Source organism: Rhodococcus gannanensis (assembly GCF_042681175.1).
GTDB lineage: Bacteria > Actinomycetota > Actinomycetes > Mycobacteriales > Mycobacteriaceae > Rhodococcus_G > Rhodococcus_G gannanensis.
The window spans coordinates 76,734-95,830 of record NZ_JBHUFB010000006.1 but is presented as its reverse complement, the minus strand read 5'-3'; the positions used below and the strand labels follow the sequence as shown (position 1 = coordinate 95,830).

Annotated in this window: 14 protein-coding genes; 6 read left to right on the top strand and 8 right to left on the bottom strand. The window is 68.9% G+C overall.

The window, feature by feature from the left end:
- Positions 1 to 37: 37 nt before the first annotated feature.
- On the bottom strand, positions 38 to 1,510 hold the full coding sequence (gltX, locus tag ACFSJG_RS03570; protein ID WP_378483835.1) for a glutamate--tRNA ligase: 1,473 nt from the start codon (positions 1,508 to 1,510) through the stop codon (positions 38 to 40).
- Positions 1,511 to 1,583: 73 nt separating this feature from the next.
- Positions 1,584 to 2,357 carry a fumarylacetoacetate hydrolase family protein gene (locus ACFSJG_RS03565; RefSeq protein ID WP_378483834.1) on the bottom strand — a complete coding sequence of 258 codons (774 nt, stop codon included), beginning with the start codon at positions 2,355 to 2,357 and terminating at the stop codon, positions 1,584 to 1,586.
- Between the two features lie 75 nt (positions 2,358 to 2,432).
- Here ACFSJG_RS03565 and ACFSJG_RS03560 point away from each other — a divergent pair, with 75 nt between their 5' ends.
- From ACFSJG_RS03560 to ACFSJG_RS03545, 4 genes are all read left to right on the top strand, one after another.
- On the top strand, positions 2,433 to 3,662 hold the full coding sequence (locus tag ACFSJG_RS03560; protein ID WP_378483833.1) for an MFS transporter: 1,230 nt from the start codon (positions 2,433 to 2,435) through the stop codon (positions 3,660 to 3,662).
- Positions 3,663 to 3,770: 108 nt separating this feature from the next.
- A complete protein-coding gene (locus ACFSJG_RS03555) occupies positions 3,771 to 5,129 on the top strand; it encodes a lipase family protein (RefSeq protein ID WP_378483832.1) in 1,359 nt (452 codons plus the stop codon).
- Between the two features lie 82 nt (positions 5,130 to 5,211).
- Positions 5,212 to 6,474 (top strand): hypothetical protein, encoded by a 1,263-nt coding sequence (locus tag ACFSJG_RS03550; protein ID WP_378483831.1) that lies wholly within the window; start codon positions 5,212 to 5,214, stop codon positions 6,472 to 6,474.
- Between the two features lie 205 nt (positions 6,475 to 6,679).
- Positions 6,680 to 8,038 carry a lipase family protein gene (locus ACFSJG_RS03545; RefSeq protein WP_378483830.1) on the top strand — a complete coding sequence of 453 codons (1,359 nt, stop codon included), beginning with the start codon at positions 6,680 to 6,682 and terminating at the stop codon, positions 8,036 to 8,038.
- Between the two features lie 112 nt (positions 8,039 to 8,150).
- Here ACFSJG_RS03545 and ACFSJG_RS03540 read toward each other — a convergent pair whose 3' ends face one another.
- From ACFSJG_RS03540 to ACFSJG_RS03515, 6 genes are all read right to left on the bottom strand, one after another.
- Complete coding sequence (locus ACFSJG_RS03540) at positions 8,151 to 9,164, bottom strand: 3-isopropylmalate dehydrogenase (protein WP_378483829.1); 1,014 nt, start codon at positions 9,162 to 9,164, stop codon at positions 8,151 to 8,153.
- Positions 9,165 to 9,282: 118 nt separating this feature from the next.
- Positions 9,283 to 10,875 (bottom strand): phosphoglycerate dehydrogenase, encoded by a 1,593-nt coding sequence (gene serA, locus ACFSJG_RS03535; protein WP_378483828.1) that lies wholly within the window; start codon positions 10,873 to 10,875, stop codon positions 9,283 to 9,285.
- 162 nt (positions 10,876 to 11,037) lie between these two features.
- Positions 11,038 to 12,723 (bottom strand): SulP family inorganic anion transporter, encoded by a 1,686-nt coding sequence (locus ACFSJG_RS03530; protein ID WP_378483827.1) that lies wholly within the window; start codon positions 12,721 to 12,723, stop codon positions 11,038 to 11,040.
- A 151-nt stretch (positions 12,724 to 12,874) separates the two neighbouring features.
- Positions 12,875 to 13,876 carry a ketol-acid reductoisomerase gene (gene ilvC / locus ACFSJG_RS03525; RefSeq protein WP_378483858.1) on the bottom strand — a complete coding sequence of 334 codons (1,002 nt, stop codon included), beginning with the start codon at positions 13,874 to 13,876 and terminating at the stop codon, positions 12,875 to 12,877.
- A gap of 56 nt (positions 13,877 to 13,932) precedes the next feature.
- Positions 13,933 to 14,436, bottom strand: a complete 504-nt coding sequence (gene ilvN, locus ACFSJG_RS03520; RefSeq protein ID WP_378483826.1) for an acetolactate synthase small subunit — start codon at positions 14,434 to 14,436, stop codon at positions 13,933 to 13,935.
- A complete protein-coding gene (locus tag ACFSJG_RS03515) occupies positions 14,433 to 16,349 on the bottom strand; it encodes an acetolactate synthase large subunit (protein WP_378483825.1) in 1,917 nt (638 codons plus the stop codon). Before ACFSJG_RS03515 ends, ilvN begins: the two co-directional genes overlap by 4 nt.
- Positions 16,350 to 16,612: 263 nt before the next feature.
- On the opposite strand from ACFSJG_RS03515, the gene ACFSJG_RS03510 reads away from it, so the two are divergent.
- Both ACFSJG_RS03510 and ilvD read left to right on the top strand, forming a co-directional pair.
- Positions 16,613 to 17,128, top strand: coding sequence for a PH domain-containing protein (locus tag ACFSJG_RS03510; protein WP_378483824.1), 516 nt, complete (start codon positions 16,613 to 16,615; stop codon positions 17,126 to 17,128).
- Between the two features lie 186 nt (positions 17,129 to 17,314).
- A partial coding sequence (ilvD, locus tag ACFSJG_RS03505) for a dihydroxy-acid dehydratase (protein ID WP_378483823.1) occupies positions 17,315 to 19,097 on the top strand: 1,783 nt, incomplete at its 3' end.

The window sequence follows — 19,097 nt, the reverse complement described above, 5'->3', positions numbered from 1 at the left end:
CCTGGTCAGGGGGCCGAAAGCGGCCCCCTGACGATGATCAGGCGAGGTTCGCGCGTGCGTCCCGCAGTCGAGCCATCGTGGTCTCCCGACCCAGAAGTTCCATCGATTCGTAGAGCGGCGGGCTGATGTGCGATCCGGTCACCGCAACCCGCACCGGCGCGAACGCCTTGCGCGGCTTGAGTTCGAGCCCGTCGATCAGTGCGACCTTGAGCGACTCCTCGATGTCCGCCGTGGACCACGCCTCCAGTGCATCGAGCGCCGACAGGGCGGCGTCGAGGACGGGTGCGGCATCCGCGCCCAGATTCTTGGCGGCCGCCGCGGGATCGATCTCGAACTCGCCGCTCGGCAGGAAGAGGAACTTCAGGAGGTCCCAGGCGTCGGACAGGACCACGATCCGCGTCTGCACGAGGTCGGCTGCGACAGCGAACTGCTCGGGGCTCAACGCGTCCACCGGGTGGCCGTGAGCGACCAGGTAGGCGCGCAACCGGGACGAGAAGTCGGCGGCAGTGAGAAGCCGAATGTGCTCGGCGTTGATGGCGTCGGCCTTCTTCTGGTCGAACCGGGCCGGGTTCGAGTTCACCTTGGCGATGTCGAACGCGGCGACCATCTCGTCGAGCGAGAACACATCGTGGTCGTCGGCGATGCTCCAGCCCAGCAGCGCTAGGTAGTTGAGGAGTCCCTCGGGGATGAAACCGCGGTCGCGGTGGATGAACAGGTTGGACTCGGGGTCCCGCTTGGACAGCTTCTTGTTGCCCTGCCCCATCACGAACGGCAGGTGGCCGAACTGCGGTGTGAAGTCGGCGACACCGATGCGCTGGAGCGCCTCGTACAGCGCGAGCTGCCGCGGCGTCGACGAGAGCAGGTCCTCGCCGCGGAGCACGTGGGTGATCTTCATCAATGCGTCGTCGACCGGATTGACGAGGGTGTAGAGCGGGATGCCGTTGCCGCGGGTCAGGGCGAAGTCGGGCACCGTCCCGGCCTTGAACGTCGTCTCGCCTCGCACGAGGTCGACCCAGGTGAGGTCGTGGTCGGGCATCCGCAGCCGCACCACGGCCGCGCGACCCTCGTCCAGGTAGGCCTGCCGCTGCTCCGGCGTCAGATCCCGGTCGAAGTTGTCGTAGCCCAGCTTCGGGTCGCGGCCGGCCGCCTTGTGCCGCGCCTCGACCTCCTCGGGGGTCGAGAACGACTCGTACGCCTCGCCCGCCTCGAGCAGCTTCGCCACGACGTCGAGATGCAGATCACGGCGCTGGGACTGTCGGTAGGGCTCGTACGGCCCGCCGATCTCGGGTCCCTCGTCCCAGGTCAGACCGAGCCAGCGCAGGGCGTCGAGGATCGCCTGGTACGACTCCTCGGAATCACGGGCGGCATCGGTGTCCTCGATGCGGAAGACGAACTTGCCGCCGTGGTGCCGCGCGTACGCCCAGTTGAACAGGGCGGTGCGGACGAGCCCGACGTGCGGGGTTCCGGTCGGGGACGGGCAGAAACGGACGCGCACTTCGCTGGTGGTCATGGCTCACTTGGGTCGAGGTTGTCAGGGGATCCACCCCAGATTAGTCCTCCCCCGCCCGGCGACCGCGCCCGAATCAGCCTTTCGCGACGACCGGGTTGCTCAGTGTGCCGATGCCCTCGACCGTGACCTCGACGGTGTCACCGGCGACGATCGGCCCGACGCCTTCCGGCGTCCCGGTGAGGATCACGTCGCCCGGGAGCAGGGTCATCACCGCGGAGACCCACTCGATGATCTTCGGAATGTCGTGCAGCAGAAGGGAAGTGCGACTGCGCTGCTTGACCTCGCCGCCCACCTCGGTGCTGATCTCGACGCCGGACGCGTCGAGCGTGGTCTCGATCCAGGGACCGAGCGGGCAGAAGGTGTCGTGACCCTTGGCCCGGGTCCACTGCCCGTCCTGACGCTGGTGGTCGCGGGCGGACACGTCGTTCGCAACGGTGTATCCGAGGACGACGTCGAGGGCCTTCGCCGCAGGCACGTCCTTACACGGGCGGCCGATGACGACGGCGAGCTCACCCTCGAAGTGCACCTCGTTCGACGACGGGGGCAGCACGATCGGCGCGCCGGGCCCGACGATCGAGGTGTTGGGCTTGAGGAAGATGACCGGCTCCTCGGGCGCCTCGCCGCCCATCTCGGCCGCGTGCGCCGCGTAGTTCTTGCCGATGCAGATCACCTTGCTCGCCAGGATCGGTGCGAGCAGTCGCACGTCGGCGAGCGGCCAGCTCCGGCCCGTGAACGTCGGCGTACCGAAGGGATGCTCGGCGATCTCCCGCGCGGTGCGTGCGTCCCCCTCCCCCTCGATGGACACGAAGGCGACCCCGTCCGGGCTTGCGATTCGACCTAGGCGCATGTCGGAATCCTAGCGCTGTTCCATATTATGAGATTCAATTATCACTGATTGGGAACTCGGCCTACCGTGATTCACATGACCAGCACCGCGACCGTCACCGCAGGCACCACTCGCCGTTGGACGATCCTCGCCCTCGGCGTGCTCGCACAGGCGGCGCAAGCGGTCCTCGTGAACGGAACCGCCTTCCTGATTCCGACGCTGCACGAGCAGTCGGGGATGAGCCTCGCCCAGGCGGGCACGCTCGCCTCGGCTCCCGTGTTCGGAGTGGTGTTCGGCCTCGTCGCCTGGGGTGCCGTCGCCGACCGCCACGGCGAGCGGATCGTCCTGGCCGTCGGACCGGCTCTCGCCGCAGTCGCAACCGCGGCAGCGGCATTCGCCGCCTCGGCAGGTGCCACGTCGGGGGCGCTGGCGGTGTTGCTCGCACTGGCAGGCGCAGCGGCCTCGTCCGCGAACTCGGCCAGTGGGCGCGTCGTGGTCGGATGGTTCCCGCCCGACCGTCGCGGCCTCGCGATGGGAATCCGCCAGATGTCGATCCCGCTCGGGGTCGCGCTGGCCGCGATGACGATCCCCGTCGTCGCCCGCGATCACGGAGTCGGATGGGCACTGGCGTTCCCCGCCGCCGCGTGCGCGATCGCAGCGGTCGCCTGCGCGATCGGCATCGCCGACCCGCCCAGGCCGGAACGCGGCGACGCCGAGGCGCAGGGACTGCTCGGAAACCCGTACCGCGGCAGCACGGTCCTGCAACGCATCCACGCCGCGTCGGTCCTGCTGGTGGTACCCCAGTACGTGGTGTGGACATATGCGCTGGTGTGGCTCGTGACGGAGCGTGGCTGGGCGGAGTCCGCGGCCGGCCTCGTCGTCACCGCCGCCCAGTTCCTCGGCGCCGCGAGTCGCGTCGCCGTCGGAGTCTGGTCGGACCGTGTCGGGAGCCGGATGCGACCGCTGCGGATCGTCACCGTCGCCGTGGTCGTGTCGATGGCTGCGCTGGCGCTCGCCGGACTCACCGCCGGACCGGTTGCGATCGTGCTGCTCGTCGTCGCGTCGGTGACGACGGTCTCGCCCAACGGGCTCGCGTTCACCGCGGTCGCCGAGGTGGCCGGGCCCTACTGGGGCGGTCGCGCGCTGGGCATCCAGAACACCGCGCAGTTCGTCGCGGCAGCGGCCGTCGGCCCCGCCTTCGGCGCACTGATCGGGACGGTGGGCTTCGGCGCGGCGTTCGCGATCTCGGCGGCCGTACCCGCACTGGCGATTCCGGTGGTGCCCAACGAGCACCGAAAGAATCCGGACACCGAATCGAGACCGTGACCGATGCGAATCGTGGTTTACTAACGCGTCCTCGACGCGGTGGCCGAGCGGCCCCACGGTGCGGCGCGGCCCTCGCGAGCCATGCTCTCCCCGAACGGAGCCGCACCGGTGCCGATTCCCGGCCCTCCACGAGCGCGACGTCTCGCTCTCACAGCCCTCGCACTCGCCGCCTGCCTCCCGTTCGGCGGGGTGGCCGCCGCATCGCCGAATCCCGGGACGGCGGTTCCCCTCGACGTCCCCGCACCCGGCGAGGTCCTCACCGAACAGACCGTGGGCGCCCTGCGCGACGGCAGATTCGCGACCCCCCAGGAGATCTGGGACGGACTCGTCGGAGCCGACGACTTCTTCGACGAGCCGACGCTGCGCGGCGACGAGAAGCCCGGCACCCTGCTGCGCTCCGAGCCCTTCGACGTCCAGTTCGCGGGCGTCGTGCCCGCGGGCCTCAACGCGTGGAAACTCATGTACGTCACGGAGAACGTCAAGGGCGGCCTCGACATCGGCACCGCCGTGATGATGGTTCCCCAGGACGATCGCGGCGACGCCACGCGCCCCGTCGTCGCGTATCAGGAGGCGAACGACTCCGTCGGCGCGAACTGCCACCCGTCCTCGCAGTGGACCGGCGGTGTACCCGTCGAACCGTCCGGATGGTCGGCCGTCGGCCCGCTGACCCAGATGTGGAGTGCCGGAGCGGCCACCGTCATCACCGACGTCGGCAACGATGCCGATCCCGCACCACACGGCAGCTTCGCCGGGCGCTACGCGGGCATGGCGGTCCTCAACGGCATCCGAGCTGCCTTCGAGGTCGGCGCTCCGGGCGTCCGGGTCGACAGTCCGGTGGGCGCCTTCGGGATCGCAGGCGGCGGCGTCGGTGCGGCGTTCGCAGCGGAATACCAGCCGCACTACGCACCGGAGATCGACCTGCGAGCCACCGTTCTCGAGGCGATGGTGCCCGACCAGCGGAGCTTCGTCGACTACTCGGCCGACGGCCTCGGCGCCGGCTTCGCGTTCGCCACCCTCCTCGGCCTCGAGGCGCAGTACCCCGAGATGCGGATCGACGAGAAGCTCACCCCCGCAGGGCGCGCACTCGCCGACCACTTCCGGGGCAGCTGCCAGATCGCGTACTTCACAACGCCGTTCCTGCCGCTGCACACGCTGTTCACTTCCGGAACCAGACCGGCGGACGTCCCCGAGTTCCAGGCGGTGTTCGCGGACAACGACCTCGGGCGCGACGCGGCACCGGGCGGGAAGGTCCTGGTGAGCAACTGCCGGGCCAACGACTCGTTCCTCATGGTGGTTCCCGTTGCCGACACGGCCGCGCTCGTCGAGCGCTACCGAGCGATGGGAACCGACATCACGTACCAGCCTCTCGACTGTTCCGACGCCACCATGGTCACCCAGCCGTACCGGTGGCTGACCGAGCTGTACGGAATGCACACGGTCGACTGGCTGATCCACGAAGTGCAGTGACACGCGTTGCCGTGACACCGACGACCGGAAACGACGACACCGACCACCCGGGCACGCCCGGAGACACCCGACGGAGGCATCCATGACCCTGTTCTCTCGCCGGCTCGCGCGGCTGCTCGCCGGCACGACAATTCCCGTGGCGTTGCTGTCCGCCTCGCTCGTCGCGGGGCCGACCGCTCACGCGACGGAGCTCGACCAGGTGCTGAACCTGCCTCTGGTCAACCGCCTCGCAGACCAGGCTCCCGGCGGGGTGCACGCGGCTCTGCCGACGGACCTCGCCGAACTCACCGAGCTGGTCGACGCGGCCCGCGCGTCGGGCCGGTCGGCCGAGGAGTACGCGGCGCTGCTGTTCCAGTACCGCCTCGTGCAGGCCACCACAGAGGCAGGCATCGACCTCGCCGCCTGGGACCCGAGCGCGGGCTTCACCCCGAACCGGACGAACATGATGAAGTCGTACCGGTATTACGAGAACTTCCAGATCAACCACCGCGAACTCCAGTGGGCCGGCATGGGCGGCATGGTCGGCGGGGACTTCGGAGGCGGCATCGCCGACATCGAACTCGTCAATTCGATCTACGGTCTGCCCGGCCTGCAGGAGATGGCGAACACGGTGATCACGGCCGTCGAGTCGGCCTTCGGACCGGCCGCCACCGCCCAGCTCCCCGCCGGCCTCCGAGTGCTCGCCGAGCGCGCGGGCGAACTCACCTCCGAGGACCTCGACTGGTTCATCCGCCGGGTGGTGATCATGCAGAAGGCGATCTTCGACGACCTGATGCCGATGCACTATGCGTACACCCACGAGGGACTGGCGGCGATCGAGGAGTTCCACGACGCCGGACTCGTCCCCGACGACGTCCTCTCGGCGTGGTACGACGTGGCGTCGGGCGACCCGGAGCGCATCGCCGCGGGCAACACGGCGCTGCTGCGCCGCGAGCAGGACACCGTCGTCGGTGACCTGTGGAACGACACCCGCGCATACCGCGGCGGGTTGGGCGAAGCCCTGACCTACGCGATGACCCTCGTCGGTTCGCCGTCGATCGCCGGGGTCCCCGCGCTGCGCGAGTTCGATCCGATCGTGGTCACCGGAACCCTGCCGGACGGCCGCACCGCAGCACTCACCACGCCCCTCCCGGCGTGGGACTGGTCGATCTTCGACCAGCGGTGGGCGTACGTGAGCACCGAACTGCTGCCGCGCTACCGGGCGATGGTGGAGAACGACTACCCGGGTCTCGTCGACGCGCTGCGGGTGCCATACGAGCGCCAGTTCGAGTCGCAGCGCGCGACGGCGCGTATCCCGCAGCTCCTGGAGGAAGTCGCGACGGGCACTCGCCTCACCGTGAACTGACCTCGGCACGAGCCGAACGTCCAGATCGCTCCCCGGAACGGGCCCGCGCAAACCTCCGCACGGGCCCGTTCGACGTCCACACCCTTCCGTCGACGAAACCGAGGACGCCCGGCGCGTACACCGTCGACTCGCCGGACACCTGTGGTTCACTTCTCCCGCTCACAGGCGGGTCAGGTCCACCGCCCACGTCCGGAACGGAGTACCGGTGACCCCGATTCGCATTCCGCGGGTGACTCGCGCTCGATGTCGCGCGGGCGTCGCCGCGTTCGCGCTCGCTGCCTCGACGACACTGTCGTCACCGGTTGTCGCCTCCGCCGAGCCGGACTTCGGGGCACCGTCACTCGGCGAGATCTTCACCGACTACACGCTCGGGACGTTCCGGGACGGGACGCTCGCGACTCCCCAGCAGATCTCGGACGGACTGTCCGCGCCCGATCCCTTCTACGCGGAACCACCACTGCGCGGCGACGAGGCACCGGGCACTCTGCTCGGAGCCGAACCCTTCGACGTCCAGTTCATCGGCGTGCGACCGGGCAACCTGTCCGCGTGGAAGATCATGTACGTCACGGAGGACGTACGTGGTGGCCTCGACATCAGCACCGGGGTCGTGATGGTCCCCGAGGACGGCCGCGACGACGCGTCCCGTCCCCTCGTCGCCTACCAGGAGGCGAACGACTCGGTGGGCGCGAACTGCCACCCGTCGTCCCAGTGGAGCGGCGGCGCCCAGGAGGACGCCTCCGCGTGGTCCGCGCTCGGACCGCTCGCACAGTTGTGGAGTGCCGGGGTCGCCACCGTCATCTCGGACGTCGGCAACGACGCCGACCCGAACCCGCACGGCGTCTTCGCCGGCCGCTACGCAGGAATGGCACTGCTCAACGGAATTCGCGCCGCGTACGAGATCGACGAACTCGGGCTGAATCCGGCGAACCCGGTCGGCATCTTCGGAATCGCCGGGGGCGGTGTCGGCGGTGGGTTCGCGGCCGAGTACCAGCCGCACTACGCGCCGGAGATCAACCTCCGGGCGACGGTTCTCGAGGCGATGGCGGTGAACCAGCGCAACTTCATCGAGTTCGCCTCCGGCGGGCTGGGATCCGGATTCGCGTTCGCGACCCTGCTCGGACTCGAGCCCCAGTACCCACAGATGCGGATCGACGACAAGCTCACGCCTGCAGGCCGGGCCCTCGCCGACGCCTTCCGCGACAGTTGCCAGATCACCTATTTCGGCACGCCCTTCCTCCCTCTGAACGCGCTGTTCACGTCCGGAGAGGAACCCGCGGACATCGCCGACTTCCAGTCGGTGTTCGCGGACAACAACCTCGGCGAGAGTGCCGCACCGACGTCGAAGGTCCTGATCACCAACTGCGGCAGCGACAATTCCTTCATGGGGATCACCCCCGCCGCCGAGGCACGCGACCTCGCCGATCGATACCGCGCCGGGGGCACCGACGTCACGTACCACCCGCTCGACTGCGGAACGGACGTGATGCTGACGGACGTCTACCGCTGGGGTACTGAGCTTTTCGGGATGCACACCGTCGACTGGCTCGTCACCAGTCTGAACTGAGAACCCAGCCGCGGACGTCGGTCGGGCCGGTCTCGGCTCGGAACGAGACCGGGTCCGCACGAAGTACCGTGCGGACCCGACTCGGTGTTCGGTGGCTCGGAGACTGCGTCGATCAGACTGCAGCGGCGATCCGGTCGCCGACCTCGGAGGTCACGATCGGGGCGTCGCCGCGGGAAGCGAGGTCGGCCTCGACGGCCCGCTCGATCTTCGCGGCGTCGTCCTCACGCCCCAGGTGGCGCAGCAACAATGCCGCGGACAGGATGGCCGCCGTCGGATCGGCTATGCCCTTGCCCGCGATGTCGGGAGCGGAGCCGTGCACGGGCTCGAACATCGACGGATTGGTGCCCGAGGCGTCGATGTTCCCGGATGCCGCCAGGCCGATGCCGCCTGTGACCGCACCGGCGAGGTCGGTGATGATGTCGCCGAACAGGTTGTCGGTGACGATCACGTCGAAGCGTCCGGGATCGGTGACCATGTAGATGGTCGCGGCGTCGATGTGGCAGTACGCCGTCTCCACGTCGGGGTACTCGCCCGCGACCGTCTCGACCGCGCGGGACCAGATGGCGCCCGCGTTGGAGAGCACGTTCGTCTTGTGGATCAGGGTCAGGTGCTTGCGCCGGGTCTGCGCCAGCGCGAACGCGTACCGGACCACCCGCTCCGCACCGAACCAGGTGTTGATCGACACCTCGGTGGCGATCTCGTGGTCGGTACCGACGCGGATCGCGCCGCCGTTGCCCGTGTACGGACCCTCGGTGCCCTCGCGGACGACGACGAAATCGATCTCGGGGTTGGCCGCCAGCGGCGAGCTCGAACCCGGGTAGGTGCGGGCCGGACGCAGGTTCACGTGGTGGTCGAGCAGGAACCGCATGTTCAGCAGGAGTCCGCGCTCCAGGATGCCCGGTCCGACGATCCGCGGATCGCCGATCGCGCCGAGCAGGATGGCGTCGTGCCGACGGATCTCCGCGAGTTCCGCCTCGGGCAGCAGCTCACCGGTCTCGTTGTAGCGCCGGGCGCCGAGGTCGTACTCGGTCGTCTCGACGTCGGGGACCAGCTTCCGCAGCACCTTGAGCGCCTCGGCGGTGACCTCGACGCCGATGCCGTCACCGGGGATGACCGCAAGCTTCATGACAGACTCTCTTCCTCGTTGCACCGGCCACCCGTGAGGACCGGTGAATCCGGCTGTGGCCGCACCCGTTTCGACTGTTCGCGAACGGACGCGGCCACAGCCGGTCGTCAGTGACCGATCAGGACAGGTCGACCTGCGCGACGCGGGCGTCCAGCTGCTCCACGATCTGCGCGACCTCGGCGTCGCCGACGACCCGGTCGACACGCAGGATGACGGTGGCGCCCTCGCCCTCGGCGTCCTGGCTCAGCGCCGCGGCCTGGATGTCGATGCCTGCGTTGCCGAGCACGGTGCCCAGGGTGCCGAGCACGCCCGGACGGTCCGCGTAGTGCACCACGATGTTGTGGCCCTCGGCACGCAGGTCGAAGCTGCGGCTGTTGACGTTGACGATCTTCTCGATCTGCTGCAGACCCGTGAGGGCACCGGCGACGGCGGTGACGGTGCCGTCGGCCGCGACCGCCCGCACCTCGACGGCGCTGCGGTGCGACTGTGCCTCGCTGTGCTTCTCGACCTCGACGCTGACGCCGCGCTGCTCGGCGAGCTGCGGGGCGTTGACGAAGGTGACCGCCTCGTCGCTGCTGGCGGAGAACAGGCCGCGCAGGGCGGCGAGGCCGAGGATGTCGACGTTCTCGGCGGACAGCTCACCGGTGACGACGACCTGGACGTTCTGCACGGCCTCGGGCGAGAGGGTGCCGGCCAGCAGACCGAGCTTGCGCACGAGCTCGAGCCACGGCGCGACCTCCTCGCCGACCGGGCCACCGGAGACGTTGACGGCGTCCGGGACGAACTCGCCCGCGAGGGCGAGCAGGACGCTCTTCGCGACGTCGGTGCCTGCGCGGTCCTGCGCCTCGGACGTCGACGCACCCAGGTGCGGGGTGACGACGACGTTGTCGAGATCGAACAGCGGCGAGTCGGTGCACGGCTCGGTGTTGAACACGTCGAGGCCGGCGGCGCGGACCTTGCCCGAGACGAGTGCGTCGTGCAGGGCGTCCTCGTCGATCAGGCCACCGCGGGCGGCGTTGACGATGATGACGCCGTCCTTGGCCTTCGCGAGACGCTCGGCGTTGATCAGGCCCGCGGTCTCCTTCGTCTTCGGCAGGTGCACGGAGATGAAGTCGGCGCGCTCGACCAGCTCGTCGATGTCGACGAGTTCGATGCCGAGCTGCGCCGCGCGCGCGGCGGGCAGGTAGGGGTCGTACGCGATCAGGTTGGTCTCGAAGGCGGCGAGGCGCTGCGCGAACAGCTGGCCGATGCGGCCGAGGCCGACGACGCCGACGGTCTTGCCGAGGATCTCGGTGCCGTTGAAGCTCGAGCGCTTCCAGGTCTTCTCCCGCAGCGTGCGGTCCGCGGCGGGGATCTGGCGAGCAGTCGAGAGCAGGAGCGAGACGGCGTGCTCGGCGGCCGAGTGGATGTTGGAGGTCGGCGCGTTGACGACCATGACGCCGCGCTCGGTGGCGGCCGGGATGTCGACGTTGTCGAGGCCGACACCCGCGCGGCCGACGATCTTCAGCTTGGTCGCGGCGGCGAGGACCTCGGCGTCGACGGTGGTCGCGGAGCGCACGAGCAGCGCGTCGGCCTCGGGAACCGCGGCCAGCAGGGCGGGGCGGTCCGGCCCGTCCACCCAGCGAACCTCGACACCGTCACCGAGCGCATCGACGGTCGATTGTGCGAGCTTGTCGGCGATCAGGACGACGGGACGGCCATTCTGGCTCACGAGTGAACTCCCCTGGGTAGGTGTCATGGGCGGATCGTCCGCGAACGGTGGCCGCGGACGGCGCCCACGAGTTCGTGACCCGGACAGCTTAGTTGCCCCGCCCCCGCGTGATCACCCCGCGGGTGGGTAATACCACATGCTGGACGCCACCGGAAGGGGCGCTCAGCGACTCCCGAATGCCTCGACCGCGGTGTGCAGCGTCGGATAGAAGTGGTCGGAACCGAACCGTTCCCCCAGCCCCAGCCGCTGCAGTTTGTCCTTCACCGGATCCTTCATCTCGGCGAACACGAGCTCGATTCCGTTGCCGGACAGGTACTGATCGAGTTCGACGAGTTCGTCCATCGCCGTCGTGTCGATGCCGGTCATCGGTTCTGCCGCGATGATCACCCGGCGGACGGGATCGGGCGACCGCCCGACCACCCGCCGGACGTAGTCGTCGAAGATGGCGCCGTTCGCGAAGAACAGCTGCGCGTCGAACCGGACGATCACCAGGCCGGGGATCCGGGTGCCCGTCGGGTTGCGCTTGATGTCGTGGTAGCCGTCGACACCGGGCACCACGACCAGTTCGGTGCGGTACGGACGCCAGGCGTGCACGACGACAGCGACGAACGAGAGCGCGATCGCGACGACGATGCCCTCGAGCACGCCGACGAGGGCGACCCCGAGGAACGCGGCGACGGCCAGCAGCGTCTCCACCCGGCTCATCGCCCACATGTCGACGATGCTGCGGATGTCGACGAGGGAGGTCGCCGCGACGATCACCACCGCGGCGAGCGCGGCCTCGGGAAGGTACCCGGTCAGGCCGGGCGCCACCAGGATGAACACCACGATCAGCAGTGCCCCGACGACACCGGTCAACTGTGTCTTCGCACCGTTCTGCTCCGCGACCGGCGTCCGCGACGAACTCGCCGACATCGGGAAGCCGCCGAGCAGGCCGCTCGCGACGTTGGCGGTGCCGATCGCCCGCATCTCCTGGCTGCCGTCCACAGACTCACCGCGACGGGCGGCGAACGTCCGCGACAGCACGCCGGTGTCGGCGAACGCGACCAGCGCGATTCCCGCGGCCGGGACGATCAACTCGGCGACATCCGACCACTGCAACCCGCCGAGGGCCGGCGCGGGCAGCCCCTGCGGGAGGGCACCGACCATCGGGATGTCGTCGTCGAGACCGAGAAACCAGGCGACGGCGATGGCGCCGAACACGGCGACGAGAACACCCGGGATCCGGCTGTGGAACAGCTTGAACGCCAGGATCGCGATGATTCCGCCAATGCCGATCCCAGCCGCGGTGGGGTCGATCGCCCCGTCCACGATCGCGGACACGGTCTCCCGGATCTCGTCGATCAGGTTGACACCGTCCACCGAGAATCCGAGCAGTTTCGGGATCTGGCTGACGACCACGACGAGGGCGATGCCGTTGAGGTAGCCGATGCGTATCGGCTTGGAGAGCAGGTCCGTGACGAACCCGAGTCGAAGAATTCCGCCGAGGACCAGGACGGCGCCCATCAAGATGGCGAGCAGACCGGCGAGGGCGACCGCACGCTCCGGGTCGCCGGCAGCAAGGGGTAGGACCGCGGCGCCGATGATCGGCGCGAGAGAGGAGTCGGGGCCGAGGACCAGGATCTTCGACGGCCCGGCGAGCGCGTAGACGAGAAGCGGGACGATGGTTGCGTACAGGCCGGTTTCGGGAGGCAGTCCCGCTGCCTGTGCGTAGCCCATGCCGGCCGGGATGAGGAGGGCCGTCAGTGCGATTCCGGCGGTGATGTCGGTTCGCAGCCACGACCGTTGGTAGTTCTTCGCGACCTCCACGCCGGGCAGCCAGGACCGCATCAGCGACTCACGTCTCATCGACCACCTGCCTCAGGAGCGAGAAAACCCGATGTCCTCCCGGACAGTGTGCACCGTCCGGGAGGACATCGGGTTTCGACATGCGCTCCGCGCCTGTGAGTGATTCGCACCCCGGTGAGGGTTGAAAATCACTCACAGGCAGCGCAGCTGCTTACGCAGTTTCGGTGATCGGGCGGTCGACCCAGCTCATCAGGTCGCGCAGCTTCTTGCCGGTGACCTCGATCGGATGCTCGGCGTTCGCCTTGCGCAGGCCCTCGAGCTCGGTGTTGCCGTTCTCGACGTTCGCGACGAGGCGACGAGTGAACTCGCCGGACTGGATGTCCGCCAGGATCGCCTTCATCCGCTCCTTGGTGCCTGCGTCGATGACGCGCGGGCCGGACAGGTAGCCACCGAACTCGGCGGTGTCGGACACCGAGTAGTTCATGCGGGCGATGCCACCCTCGTACATGAGGTCGACGATCAGCTTGAGCTCGTGCAGCACCTCGAAGTACGCCATTTCGGGCGCGTAACCGGCCTCGACCATGACCTCGAAGCCCGTCTTCACGAGCTCCTCGGTGCCGCCGCAGAGCACGGCCTGCTCACCGAACAGGTCGGTCTCGGTCTCTTCCTTGAAGGTGGTCTTGATGACGCCGGCGCGGGTGCCGCCGATGCCCTTCGCGTAGGACAGAGCCAGGGCCTGGCCCTCGCCCTTCGGGTCCTGGTCGATGGCGATCAGGGCCGGAACGCCCTTGCCGTCGACGAACTGACGACGCACCAGGTGGCCGGGGCCCTTCGGGGCGACCATGCCGACGGTGACGAACTCCGGAGCCTTGATCAGGTCGAAGTGGATGTTGAGGCCGTGGCCGAAGAACAGCGCGTCGCCGTCCTTCAGGTTGGGCTCGATGTCGTTCGTGAAGATCGACGCCTGCGCGGTGTCGGGGGCCAGCACCATGATGACGTCGGCCCACTCGGCGACCTCGGCCGGCGTGCCGACGGTCAGGCCCTGCTCCTCGGCCTTGGCCCGCGACTTCGAGCCCTCCTTCAGACCGATGCGGACATCGACGCCGGAATCGCGCAGGCTCAGCGAGTGCGCGTGGCCCTGGCTGCCGTAACCGATCACCGCGACCTTGCGGCCCTGGATGATCGACAGGTCGGCGTCATCGTCGTAGAACATCTCGACTGCCACTGGTTTCTACCTCTTCCTTGTGGGTTTAAGCCTGTTGAATCTAGCTAGCGGGTTGCGGTGATCGATTTCGGACCACGACCGACGGCGACGACGCCCGACTGGACGATCTCGCGGATGCCGTAGGGATCGAGCATGCGCAGCAGTGCATCGAGCTTGGACCGGGTACCGGTCGCCTCGACCGTGAGCGACTCGGGCGAGACGTCGATCACCTTGGCGCGGAACAGGTTCACCGTTTCGATGACCTGGGTGCGCACGCTGGCGTCGGCGCGCACCTTGATGAGCACGAGCTCGCGCGCCACTGACGCCTCGCCCTCCTGCTCGACGATCTTGATGACGTTCACGAGCTTGTTGAGCTGCTTCGTCACCTGTTCGAGAGGGAACTCGTCGACGGTGACGACGATCGTCATGCGCGAGATCTCGGGGATCTCGGTCCCACCGACCGCGAGGGACTCGATGTTGAATCCACGCCGGGAGAACAGTGCCGCGACACGCGCCAGCACGCCCGGCTTGTCCTCGACGAGAACGCTGAGGGTGTGACTCGTGCTCACTTGGTGTCCTCCGTGGTGGTGGTGGCCTGCTCGCGCTCCATGGCCTCGTGGATGACGGCGGGCTCGTCCGCCGCCTCGTCCTCGTCGAACAGCGGACGAATGCCCCGCGCGGCCATGATCTCGTCGTTGCTGGTGCCCGCGGCGACCATCGGCCACACCTGGGCGTCCTTGCCGACGATGAAGTCGATGACGACCGGGCGGTCGTTGATCGACTGCGCCTCGCGGATCGCGGCCTCGACGTCCTCTTCCCGCTCGACGCGGATCGCGTGGCAGCCCAGGGCTTCGCCGAGCTTGACGAAGTCGGGGATGCGCACGGCGCCGTGGGTGCCGAGGTTGGTGTTGGAGTAGCGCTCGTCGTAGAACAGCGTCTGCCACTGACGGACCATGCCGAGGTTGCCGTTGTTGATCAGGGCGACCTTGATCGGGACACCCTCGACCGCGCAGGTCGCGAGCTCCTGGTTGGTCATCTGGAAGCAGCCGTCACCGTCGATGGCCCACACTTCCTTCTCCGGTGCGCCCATCTTGGCGCCCATTGCGGCAGGCACCGCGTAGCCCATGGTGCCCAGTCCGCCGGAGTTGAGCCACGTGCGCGGCTTCTCGTACTTGACGAACTGCGCCGCCCACATCTGGTGCTGGCCGACGCCCGCGCAGTACACGGCGTCGGGTCCGGCGAGCCGGCCGACGGCCTCGATGACGAACTCGGGCGACAGCGCGCCGTCGGACGGCTTGCCGTATGCGAGCGGGTAGGTCGTGCGCAGGCCGTCGAGGTACTCCCACCATGCGGTCAGGTCCATCGTGGTGCCGGTGGCCTTGTCGGCGCGGATCGCCTCGATCAGCTCGACGATCACCTCGCGGCAGTCGCCCACGATCGGCACGTCCGCGTACCGGTTCTTGCCGATCTCGGCGGGGTCGATGTCGGCGTGGATCACCTTCGCGTCGGGCGCGAACGAGTCGAGCTGACCGGTGACCCGGTCGTCGAAGCGCGCACCCAGCGTGATGAGCAGGTCCGACTTCTGCAGCGCCGCGACGGCCGCGACGGAACCGTGCATGCCGGGCATGCCGCAGTGCAGCTGGTGGCTGTCCGGGAACGCACCGCGGGCCATCAGGGTGGTGACCACCGGGATGCCGGTCAGCTCGGCGAGCTCGAGCAGCTCCGCCGAGGCCTCGGCCTTGATCACGCCGCCGCCGACGTAGAACACCGGGGACGTCGACTCGGCGATCAGTCGTGCCGCCTCACGAACCTGCTTGCCGTGCGGCTTGGACACCGGACGGTATCCGGGCAGTCGCATCTCCGGCGGCCACGAGAACGTGGTCTGCGCCTGCAGGACGTCCTTCGGGATGTCGACCAGGACGGCGCCCGGGCGACCCGACGACGCGAGGTAGAACGCCTCCGCCATGATGCGCGGGATGTCGATGCCGTCGGTGATCAGGAAGTTGTGCTTGGTGATCGGCATGGTGATGCCGGAGATGTCGGCTTCCTGGAACGCGTCCGTGCCGATCAGTCCGCGACCGACCTGTCCGGTGATCGCGACGACGGGCACCGAGTCCATCTGGGCGTCCGCGAGCGGGGTCACCAGGTTGGTGGCGCCGGGGCCGGACGTGGCCATGCACACACCGACCTTGCCGGTGGCCTGCGCGTAGCCGGTCGCGGCGTGGCCGGCGCCCTGCTCGTGGCGGACCAGGACGTGGCGGACCTTGGTGGAGTCGAAGAGCGGGTCGTAGACGGGGAGCACCGCGCCGCCCGGAATACCGAACACGGTGTCCACCTCGAGCTCCTCGAGGGCGCGGACCACGGACTGGGCGCCGGTTACCCGCTCGGGGGCGACCTGACGTCGGGGGGTGGCGGCCGTGGGACCGGGCTGAGCCCCGGTCTTGCGCGGCGTGGGCTGCGGCCGTGCGGTTGGTGCGCTCACTGGTGATTCCTCTGGTGTTGACGATTCGAACTACGTCCGGGCAACAAAAAACCCCCGCCAGCAAGGTCTGCTGTGCGAGGGTGGCGCGTCGTGCTGTGCGAGTTGACGAAAGATCGACTCAGGCGACGACGCGCCGGCCGATTACGAGCAACTCATTCTGCTTCACGCGATCGAAGGTAGGCGCGTCAAGGGTGAACAGTCAACTTGGGTGAGCCGACCGTCCCAGAATGTGAGAGCGCCGGCTGCAATGCGAGGATGGTTGTGTGTCGTCCCCATCGCAGCCCGTGCCACCGCCTCCATCTTCCCACACCGCGGAACCGTCCCCGCAGACCATCCAGATCTCCAGCCTCGGCCTGCTCGGAGTAGCGCTCCTGGCATTCGGCCTGAGCTTCGTGATCTTCGCCGGCCCGCCCTGGGTGTCGGTGCTGTGGATCGTCCCGATCGGCGTCGCGTACTGGATGCTCCGAGTCCGCACCGTCGTGGACACCCGCGGGCTGCACGTGCGCCGCGCGTTCGGCAGCGAGGTGATCGCCTGGGAACAGGTCGAGGGCTTCCGCTTCCCCAAGCGCGCCGGCTGGGCCCGCGCCCGGCTGACCGACGGCAGCGAGAAGTCGCTTCCCGTCGTCACCTTCGAGAAACTCCCGCTGATCGCGGCGGCGAGTGGAGGTCGCGTGACGGATCCGTACGCGCTCTCGGCCCGGATCGAACGGCAGCGTCGTGAGCAGGAGCGGGCGGAGTCGGACGCCGATCGCCCCGACTCGGATCAGGGCCCCGAGTAACACGCGAGTACCGTTGAGGCAATTCCCGACGACGGTCGGGCAGTCCGTCGGCAGTGCCGACAGTCGGGTCCGCCCCGCACGACCGCCCGGAACAGCCCCGCCCGCCGGGTCCCCTGATTCACAGCGCATTCCGCCGACCCCAGCCCACAGGTCCGGCGGAGGCGCCCCGAGGAGTGAAGGACGCCCATGCCCCCGCTGAGGTCACGCACCACCACCGTCGGACGCAACGCCGCCGGAGCCCGCTCCCTGTGGCGAGCCACCGGCATGACCGACTCCGACTTCGGCAAGCCGATCGTCGCGATCGCGAACTCGTACACGCAGTTCGTCCCGGGGCACGTCCACCTCAAGAACGTCGGCGACATCGTCGCCGAGGCGGTCCGCGCCGCCGGCGGTGTGCCGCGTGAGTTCCACACGATCGCCGTCGACGACGGCATCGCGATGGGTCACGGCGGCATGCTCTACTCGCTGCCGAGCCGCGAGATCATCGCCGACTCCGTCGAGTACATGGTGAATGCGCACACCGCCGACGCCCTGGTGTGTATCTCCAACTGCGACAAGATCACCCCCGGCATGCTCAATGCGGCGATGCGCCTGAACATCCCGACGGTGTTCGTCTCCGGCGGACCGATGGAAGCGGGCAAGGCAGTCGTCGTCGGCGGTGTCGCGCAGGCGCCCACCGACCTGATCACGGCGATCTCCGCGAGCGCGAACGACTCGGTCTCCGACGAGGGTCTCGACGAGGTCGAGCGCAGTGCCTGCCCGACCTGTGGCTCCTGCTCCGGCATGTTCACCGCGAACTCGATGAACTGCCTCACCGAGGCGCTCGGGCTGTCGCTGCCCGGCAACGGCTCGACGCTGGCCACCCACGAGGCCCGCCGCGCCCTGTTCAGCAAGGCGGGAACCACCGTCGTCGAGGCCGCACTGCGGTACTACAAGGACGAGGACGAGTCGGTTCTGCCGCGGAACATCGCCTCCCCCAAGGCTTTCGAGAATGCGATGGCACTCGACGTGGCCATGGGCGGCTCCACCAACACGGTTCTGCACACCCTTGCCGCCGCGCAGGAAGGCGAGGTCGACTTCGACCTGACCACCATCGACGCGATCAGCCGCCGGGTGCCCTGCCTGTCGAAGGTCTCCCCGAACTCGGACTACCACATGGAGGACGTGCACCGGGCCGGCGGCATCCCCGCGATCCTCGGCGAGCTGCGCCGCGCCGGACTGCTGCACACCGACGTCTCCACGGTCCACACCGCGAGCTTCGACGAGTGGCTCGACACCTGGGACATCCGCTCCGGCAAGGCGTCCGACGAGGCGCTCGAGCTGTTCCACGCAGCCCCCGGCGGCGTCCGCACCACCGAGCCGTTCTCCACTAACAACCGCTGGAGCGCTCTCGACACCGACGCCGAGGGCGGATGCATCCGTGATTTCGAACACGCCTACACCGTCGAAGGCGGCCTGTGCGTGCTGCGCGGCAACATCGCCGTCGACGGCGCGATCCTCAAGACGGCGGGCATCGACGAGGACCTCTTCTCCTTCGAGGGGCCGGCGGTGGTCGTCGAGTCCCAGGAGGAGGCGGTCTCGGTGATCCTGCAGAAGCAGATCAAGCCGGGCGACGTGATCGTGGTCCGCTACGAGGGTCCGAAGGGCGGCCCCGGAATGCAGGAGATGCTGCACCCCACCGCCTTCCTGAAGGGCGCCGGCCTGGGCAAGGTGTGCGCGCTGATCACCGACGGCCGCTTCTCCGGCGGCACCTCGGGCCTGTCGATCGGGCACATCTCCCCCGAGGCCGCCGCGGGCGGCGTGATCGGCCTGGTCGAGAACGGTGACCGGATCCGGATCGACGTCGCGACCCGCGCCCTCGAGGTGCTGGTCGACGACGAGGTGCTCGCCGAGCGCCGCGCCAAGATGGAGGCCCGCGAGCGTCCGTGGCAGCCGGTCGACCGCCAGCGCACCGTCACCACCGCGCTGC